Below are 8,225 nucleotides of genomic sequence, written 5' to 3' on the forward strand. Positions count from 1 at the left end.
TTCCCCAGTCCCCAGTCCCCAGTCCCCAGTCCCCAGTCCCCAGTCCCCAGTCCCCAGTCCCCAGTCCCCAGTCCCCAGTCCCCACTCCCCAGTCCCCAGTCCCCACTCCCTATCCCCTTTTTAAAACTCCCGTCTCATGTTGTATAGGCAAGACATCTAAAATATCAGTTTGGGAACAGTATTTTAAATCTTCTTGACAGTCAAGACGTAACAATCGTTGTCCGTGACTAGCTTGGTGGAATAATCCTAATAAGTTATCTTGCCATTGAGAATAAAGAGCGATCGCACCAACTACTTCATCGTTACCAGCTAGTTCTTCTGGTGACAACTTGGTTTGCTCTAAAAGACTATGAGCGATCGCACCTGCACAAACTGTATCCTCTAAAGAAAAACTACCTTCCCAACCGGAACCGACAATCCACACTGTTTCTGGTTGCTTCTCCATAACAAATTTCACCACAGCCGCCCGGTTAATTAAGGCTGCTGCTAAAAGATTTGGGGAGTCTTGTACCCGTTGTAAGGCACGAGTGCCATTGGTGGTACTGATAAACAACCGCCGCCCCTGGACTAATTCTGGTGTGCAGTCGAGGGGAGAGTTCCCCAACTCAAAGCCAGGTACTTTCGCGCCGCCGCGTTCTCCAGCCCGCAGCCGTTTTTCAGAGGGCCATTTTTCACTAACTTCAATTAACCGATCTAAATCGCTGAATACTTGTACAGCTTCGCCTCCAGCTGCCAAAACTGTCGCAATTGTGCTAGTGGCTCGCAAGACATCAACTGCGATCGCACATTCTGGCGCTTTACCCGTTGGAGTCAATTCAGGAGTGTGATATACGAATAGCTTCACGCGCTGGATACACCTGCTTTAATACAACTGCTGCAAATAACATTCTACCTAGTTGGTGTCACTAACTATAGTTACAATTACTCCCAGAGAATTTTTAGCATCACAATGCACTATGTAACCTATTTAATACATAAATACTCAAAAAATCCATTTTTATGCTTACAGACTTTCAGACTGGCTGCATTATCCTGTAGTCTAAAACAAGAACAGATATCTTAAAGCTGTATTTGGCATTCCAGGTTAGCACCACTACGCATACTGACTAACCTTGCCAAACAAAAACCGAAATTTTCACTTCCACTCCGCTTATCCAAAACCTCAAATCGAAATCGCTATGGCACCTTTACCCGATTACCGCCCTAAACAATTATCTTTAGGCCCGTTGGAAGCGGAAATTTTAAATATCATCTGGGAACTTGGTTCAGCCACAGTCAAGGATGTACACGATCGCATTCTCACCGATCCCAACCGTGAATTAGCGTATACTTCTGTCACCACCGTCTTACGTCGCCTTACTGATAAAGGTTGGTTAGCTTGCGACAAAAAAGAGCGGGCATTTTATTGGCGGCCAATGCTGAGTAAGCAACAATCAGATGTGATCAAAGCTCACGAGCAGTTACAGCGATTTCTAGCGGTGGGGAACCCCGATGTTGTTGCTGCCTTTGCTGATAGCCTAGATGAAGCAGCTAGCGAGCAAATAGCAGCGATCGCCAAACGCATTCAATCAGCACGCCAAGCCAGGGAGGAAAAATGATGCATCTCATAATGATTTTGATTGCTTTGGCAGTTGCCTGGTGCTTAAGATCCTCGTGGAATCAACCCCAAGGCAATTGGAATCTGCGGTGGCAGCGATCGCTATTTTTATTCCTCTTCCCCCCCTTGCTAATTTTCATGACTGCGATCGCGGTGCTATTCATGGGGCCTCAAGGACAAATGGGCGGAATGTATACAGGCTCAGTCAGCTATGTAGTAGCGTTGATTTATTTGGCATTTTTTGCCATTTCATGTATTAAACTTGCCTTCCAGGGTTGGCAGTCTGTGGAATCTGCGCGTAACTGTCCTCTGGTGAATTTGGGGGATAAACGAGCCAGGTTACTGCAAACGGGGGCGTTATTTGCGGGTCAAATTGGTTTTTGGCAACCCGAACTGGTAGTTAGCCAAGGATTACTGCAAACTCTCTCGCCAGAGCATTTAGAAAGCGTCTTAGCCCACGAGCAAGGGCATCATTATTATAAGGATACATTCTGGTTTTTTTGGCTGGGCTGGGTGCGTTTCTGCACCGCTTGGTTGCCAAATACAGAGCTTTTGTGGGAAGAACTATTAGCTTTGCGCGAACTCCGTGCCGATGGTTATGCAGCATTGCAGGTAGACCCTCTGGTGTTAGCAGAATCACTGTTATTAGTAGTTAGTACCAGTCCAGTATTATCGGAAATCTGCTGTGCTGCATTGGGTTCTTCTGGTGCAGGCGATCGCTTAGAACAGAGAATCGAAGCCCTATTAGCGCCACCAGAACCGATCCAAGAATCTCAATTGCAGTCCTGGCATGGTTTTATTTTGGCGTTATTGCCTCTAGTAGCTGTGATATTTCATAGCTAAGTGGAATTTAGGAGCGTATAACATGCACAAAGTCGCGATTTTAAGAAAAAGAATAATATAAGTACAATTTTGGCAATTGGTAGTGGTTTTACCACAATTACCAATTACCAACTTTTAACGATCGCGTTGTGCTATTTAGATTTGGCCTCCAAATTTTCTAAACGGCTTTTCAATTCTTGGTTTTGTTGTTTGAGTTGGTCGAAATCTTCCCGCAATTGACGCAGGGTTTTTTCTGAACCGATGTTCTTTTGCACCTTAGAAATTTCTTCTTCAGCAGAGCGACGGACACGCCCATCGGCTGTTTGTTCAGCCAGCGATCGCAAAATCCCTACAGCTTTGGCTGTTTCCATTTGTCCTAACGCTGCTGCTACCGCCACTTGCGTTAAAAAGAAGGTTTCTTTGGCCAGTTCTGTTAATTTTTCTAAAATCCGTTCTAAATTAACCGGACTTTGACCTACAGAAATCTTTCCTAAAGCGCGAATTGTAGCTAGACGTAATGGTTGTGGTACACCGAGTTTGGTGTATTCGATTAGCAGATTTAAAGCTGCTTCCGAGGTTTTGAATTCAGCTAAACCAGCGATCGCACCACTCCGCACTACTTCATTCCAACCCGCCTTTTCTTCTAAAATGCCTTTGAGTTGCTTTAATACCTTATCTTCCTTGGGTTTTTCTTCCAAGTTTGCAGATGCGATCGCGCCAATTACACGAGAGGCTGTTGCTTCTACGTAGTAGCTAGGATCGCCCTTTTGTAACAACCCTTTCACAATTTTATAGCTTTCAGCAGTTTTGATTTGACCAAGTGCTTCCACTACAGATCGTCGCACGGAAGCATTTTTATCTTTTAATCCCAGAATCAAGCCATCAAAAGCTTGGTCTAAATTAATTTTGGCTAGTTGTTTTGCCACTTCCACCCGCACGCCCCATAATGGGTCATTTTTGAGGGATGCAGATAGGGCTTTTGTTGCTTCTAACCCGCCTTTTTTCGCCAAAGCTTCTGCTGCATAGATGCGTGAAATCGGGTTGGGATCAGATTCTAACTGTGCTTTTAACTCTGCTATTGGATACTCTAAAGCTACTGTTTTTAGGTAATTATTCTCAACATCAAAGCTGATAAATTGCGGCTTATTTTCTAGGGGAAAATAGAAGCTTTGTTCTCGTTCATGTACTCTTACTGTGAAAGTTTTCAGTTTCCGAGATTCTTCTTGTTGGGTATAGCCAAAACCAATCGGTATTTTTAAATCAAACAAATCCTTACTGCCATTTTTACCTTCAGCAGCTTGGGTTTGAGTTACCGTAATTTTTGCCAAATTAGCATCTCCATCCCAAGAGTAAGCTACCTTAAAATCAGGATGACCACCACGATAAACGTATTGGTCAAAAAGGAACAAGAGATTATGTCCGGTAGCTTTTTCAATCGCCCTGAGTAAATCTATTGTTTCTACAGTTTTGTGGGCATTATCTTGGACAAATGTTTGGATTGCTTGCCAAAATAACTCATCTCCCAATTGGGATCGAATCATGTGATATACACAAGATCCTTTTTCGTAGATGTGGCGATCGTAAAGTTCAATAGCCTCGCGGTAAACATGTGTCACCATCGGGCGGCGGTAGCGGCTGCTATCTTCGCTAATGTAACGACGAGCTTCTAATAAACGATAGTAAGCTGCTTCTTCTAGACTATATTCCTGTTCTGTCCACATCACCTCAGAATAGGAAGCCATTCCTTCCTTAATCCAAGCATGAGACCAATGCTTAATCACCACCAAATCACCAAACCACTGGTGCGCGAGTTCGTGGACGACTAAGCTTTCGGTGTTGCGGTTATCTAAAGCAGCGCGTTCATCCAGCAAACATCTATCTGTTAACAAGGTTGTGGAGGTGTTTTCCATCCCGCCAAAGATGAAGTCATCAACACAAACTTGGGCATATTTCGGGAAAGCATAAGGATAACCATACTTTTGGCTCAAAAATTCGATCATCCGGGGAGTTTTGCCCATGCTGCGTTTAGCATCTTCCTCCCGTCCCTTTTCTACGTAGTAGGTGACTGGCTTCCCCTTCCACTCATCCCGAATTTCGGCAAAATCACCTACTGCTAAAGTCATCAAGTAGGTAGGATGAATTTGTTGCTGTGACCAATGGTAGATTTTGTCATCACCATCTTCTGTGGTGTCAATCAGTTCGCCGTTAGAAATCGCCACGAGAGGGTTGGGAACACGAACGCGAATTTCTGAAGTAGACAATTGTCCTGGATAGTCAAAGCAGGGAAACCAAAAACGAGAGTCTTCGTCTTCTCCTTGAGTCCAAACTTGAGTAGGTTTGTTTGGATAGTGCTTATCTGGTTGGATAAAATAAATACCCCGTTGCGGTTTTGTCACCGAGTAGGCGATCGCAATCAGCAAGCGTTTACCAATCTGAGTCACCTCAGAAAGTTGGATAGAAAGCTGTTCCCCATCGTAGTCAAAAGTTTGTGGCACATCGTCCACCTGCACAGACTCGATATTCAGGTTGACAGCATCCAAAGTCAAACGGTCAATACCATTACGGATTGGCAAGAGGCGAATGCTACAACTGCCCTGATAGCTTTGCTTAGGAATATCTAAGCTGAGATCGAGAAAAATATGCTCCACTTGTCCGGGGCGATCGGGGTTGTAGTGTGGTCTTGCTCCCGGTAACTCAAAAGGTTTGTGTCCGTTATTATCTGTATCAAAATAAGACTTCGACATTGATCCTTACTGACCTTGTAATCCTGAAAAGTCTGGCTTGGCTGGATGTAATTAAGCAAAATAGCGGTGTCTGTATTTCCCAAATCAATCGGGCAGTATGGGGGTTAAGATTCCCATTGGGGATTGGAGGATTGAAATTAATCTCACCCAAATTTCCGAAGGTCGGTTGCCGATCCTTGGACTTTTTTCCATATCCCTCCCGCATTTACCTTTCCTGATGTTTTGCACTTTTTTGTCATCGAGTCAAGTGTCTCTTGCACCTCGGTAGATTCATATTAAGTACAAATAGTCCTAATTATTCTTATAACTTAGGATAGCTTGCTGCTGTTGAGCAGGCTACTTTGTTTGAGATGAACAGCATATCATTTGCGGATTCGCACCTCATTCCCTTGAAGTCTTTTTTAGGGTAATTATTTGAGATTTTTAACTGATAGGACTACTAATTTTATCAGTAAATACCGATCGATGAGCGGAAATTATTAATAAATCCGAAAACTCTACAGTGACACTTGTATAAATCTCGGTGACAATCTGACCAAATGAGGATAATAAAATGCCCGAAAGTAAATCAAAGTTTTTTATTCCTGCTGCTGTTGGTGCTGCTGTAGTTATAGTAGGAAGTATTGCGGCTTACATGTATTTGAAAGGCCCATCAGGTGGTAGCTCGGACGCTCTTGGCAGTGCTAAATTAGTGCCTTCAACAGCATTGATGGCAACTTATATTACTACTGACCCTCAAGCCTGGGCAAAGTTACAGCAATTTGGCACTCCAGAAGCACAAAAGTTAGTGGCAAAAGGTCTGGAAGATTTCAATAAGCAAATGTTCAGTGATGGTAACGTTTCTTATGAAAAAGACATAAAGCCTTGGGTTGGTGGTGTGATGATTGCTGTACTACCACCAAACCCTGTGAAACCGGCACAGTTCAAAGTGCCTTCTGGCGCACCGAATGTACCAACAAATTTACAGCAGGAATCAAATATCCTGATAGTGGTAGGAATAAAGGATAAACTCAGTGCTTTGAATTTTGCTAATAAATTAAAGTCACAAAAAGGGGGAAAATTCCAGGAATCTGACTATCAAGGTCAAAAAATTATCGAAACTACAGAAAAGGGTAAGCCGACATATAGCGTAGTTTTAAATAATAGTTACTTGGTATTAGCCCCCGAAAAGCAAGCTGTAGAAAAAGCAATTGACACCTTTAAGGGACAATCTTCTTTTGCGAGTAAAGAAGGTGTAAGCAGTATTCTCAGCAAAGGAGTGGATGTTAAAAACAGTCTCGCCCAAATTTATGTACCAGACTATGCAGGTATGGTACAGCAATTAGCAGCCGGAAGTCAGCAGGTAAAGCAGTTACCGCCACAAGCCCTGGCGCAACTGAAACTGATAAAATCTGTGGTGGCGGGTGTTGGTGTTGATGATGCGGGAGTGCGGGTAAAAGCGATCGCTAATTTAGATCCGCAACTGAATAAATTTCAGTATCAATCGAGTCCGGGAAATATAGTCGGGCAATTTCCTGTTGATACCTTTGCTCTAATTAGCGGAAATGGCATCAGTCGTGGCTGGGAAACCTTAGTAGAACAGTCAAAAGATTATCCAGAAATGAAGCAAGCCTTGGAACAAGCACGCGGACAACTAAAATTTGTCAATATTGACCTAGATAAGGATATTTTTGGCTGGATGAATGGGGAATTTGCTTTTGGTGCGATTCCATCGAATCAAGGAGTGTTAGCAAGTGTTGGTTTTGGAGGTGCTTTAGTATTTGACACTAGCGATCGCAAAACGGCCGAAGCCACCTTGACGAAATTGGATACCCTCGCCAAAACTCAACAAATCAACATCGCTAATCGAAATATCGGTGGTAAAGACGTAACTGAATGGCAAATCCCCAAACAGGGAGCTTTATTAGCTCATGGTTGGCTGGATCAAGATACTGTATTTGTGGCTGTTGGTGGCCCAATTGCTGATGCGATTAGCGATCGCAAAAATTCATCTCTCGATAATAGCGACGCTTTTAATGCCGTTACTGGTTCTTTGCACAAACCCAACGGCGGCTATTTCTATCTGGATATGGATAAAACTAAAACTGTGCCCTCGATCAATAGTTTAGTTTCATCCGATCCCAATACCATCACCATCCTTAATTCCATTCGTGGTCTTGGTTTTACTGCTAATAGCCCCGATAAATCCACCAGTGAATTAGAGATGTTGTTAGCTCTCAAGCCTAAGACTGCAAAATAGGGGATTGAGTATGAGACAATTCAATTTTAGATTTTAGATTGACGTGACGATAGCGTAGGATAAAGCCTTCTATATGAGAGGCTTTGCTAACGGCATAGCCTGGCTTAGAGCAACTCTGCATACATCTTACAGAAAAGCAAGCTACATACAGCATCTCTTAGAGAGCGTCTTTTGGATTAAATTTCAATCAAAAATCCAAAATCTAAAATTCTTACTCCCCTATTTTTCTGCTCCCTCATCCTCCCACTCCCACCCCTACTCACAAAACTTAATTATTGCGAGATTCCAAGGTTTGGTTCAGCCGATCTAAGGCACCAGTCAATCTTTCCTGAGCTACAAGGTTAGGGTCTGCTAGGGGTTCATCGGCGACTTCTTCTTGTCTCTTGAATTTTTGTAAGGCTCGAATTGCCACAAATAAAACTAAAGCAACGATTACAAAGTCAACTATTGCGCCAAAAAAGTGACCAATCTTGATTCCCGGCCCAATGGCGATTGTTCTCCAGTCTTTGCCAGCAAAACTAACCAAGGGATTAATCAATGGCATGATTACATCTTCAACAAAGGAAGTGACAATCTTACCAAAAGCACCACCAATGATGACGGCGATCGCCAGGTCAACTATATTGCCTTTAAGGGCAAATTCTTGAAAATCTTTTAAAAAGCCTGTTGATCTTCTTCTTGATCTCGCCATATTTGACTCCAATAAGCTTAACTTACTGTAATTTTCCTTATAGAACCCATTTGGTATCTAATTTATCGCTAGGCGTTTGAGCATCAGTCGGATGAAACAAAGATTGACCTTAGCGGTTGCGTTGTCGAGCGT

The 8,225-nt window shown here is 43.2% G+C and carries 6 protein-coding genes; 3 read left to right on the forward strand and 3 right to left on the reverse strand.

What is annotated here, in order from left to right:
• Positions 1-109: 109 nt before the first annotated feature.
• On the reverse strand, positions 110-844 hold the full coding sequence (locus V7K55_RS03615) for a 2-phosphosulfolactate phosphatase family protein (protein WP_334828289.1): 735 nt from the start codon (positions 842-844) through the stop codon (positions 110-112).
• Positions 845-1,178: 334 nt separating this feature from the next.
• Between V7K55_RS03615 and V7K55_RS03620 the strand changes: the two genes are divergently transcribed.
• Together V7K55_RS03620 and V7K55_RS03625 are read left to right on the forward strand one after the other, a co-directional pair.
• A complete protein-coding gene (locus V7K55_RS03620; RefSeq protein ID WP_094329782.1) occupies positions 1,179-1,598 on the forward strand; it encodes a BlaI/MecI/CopY family transcriptional regulator in 420 nt (139 codons plus the stop codon).
• On the forward strand, positions 1,598-2,440 hold the full coding sequence (locus V7K55_RS03625) for a M56 family metallopeptidase (protein ID WP_334828298.1): 843 nt from the start codon (positions 1,598-1,600) through the stop codon (positions 2,438-2,440). The genes V7K55_RS03620 and V7K55_RS03625 overlap by 1 nt, the downstream gene beginning before the upstream one ends.
• A gap of 131 nt (positions 2,441-2,571) precedes the next feature.
• Here the strand turns inward: V7K55_RS03625 and V7K55_RS03630 are convergent, their stop codons facing one another.
• On the reverse strand, positions 2,572-5,163 hold the full coding sequence (locus V7K55_RS03630; protein ID WP_334828292.1) for a M1 family metallopeptidase: 2,592 nt from the start codon (positions 5,161-5,163) through the stop codon (positions 2,572-2,574).
• Positions 5,164-5,716: 553 nt separating this feature from the next.
• Here V7K55_RS03630 and V7K55_RS03635 point away from each other — a divergent pair.
• Positions 5,717-7,402, forward strand: coding sequence for a DUF3352 domain-containing protein (locus V7K55_RS03635; RefSeq protein WP_334828294.1), 1,686 nt, complete (start codon positions 5,717-5,719; stop codon positions 7,400-7,402).
• A 268-nt stretch (positions 7,403-7,670) separates the two neighbouring features.
• On the opposite strand, the gene mscL is transcribed toward V7K55_RS03635, so the two are convergent.
• Complete coding sequence (mscL, locus tag V7K55_RS03640; protein ID WP_334828296.1) at positions 7,671-8,093, reverse strand: large conductance mechanosensitive channel protein MscL; 423 nt, start codon at positions 8,091-8,093, stop codon at positions 7,671-7,673.
• Positions 8,094-8,225: the final 132 nt, after the last annotated feature.

Source organism: Nostoc sp. (assembly GCF_036919895.1).
In the GTDB taxonomy this organism is placed as follows: domain Bacteria; phylum Cyanobacteriota; class Cyanobacteriia; order Cyanobacteriales; family Nostocaceae; genus Nostoc.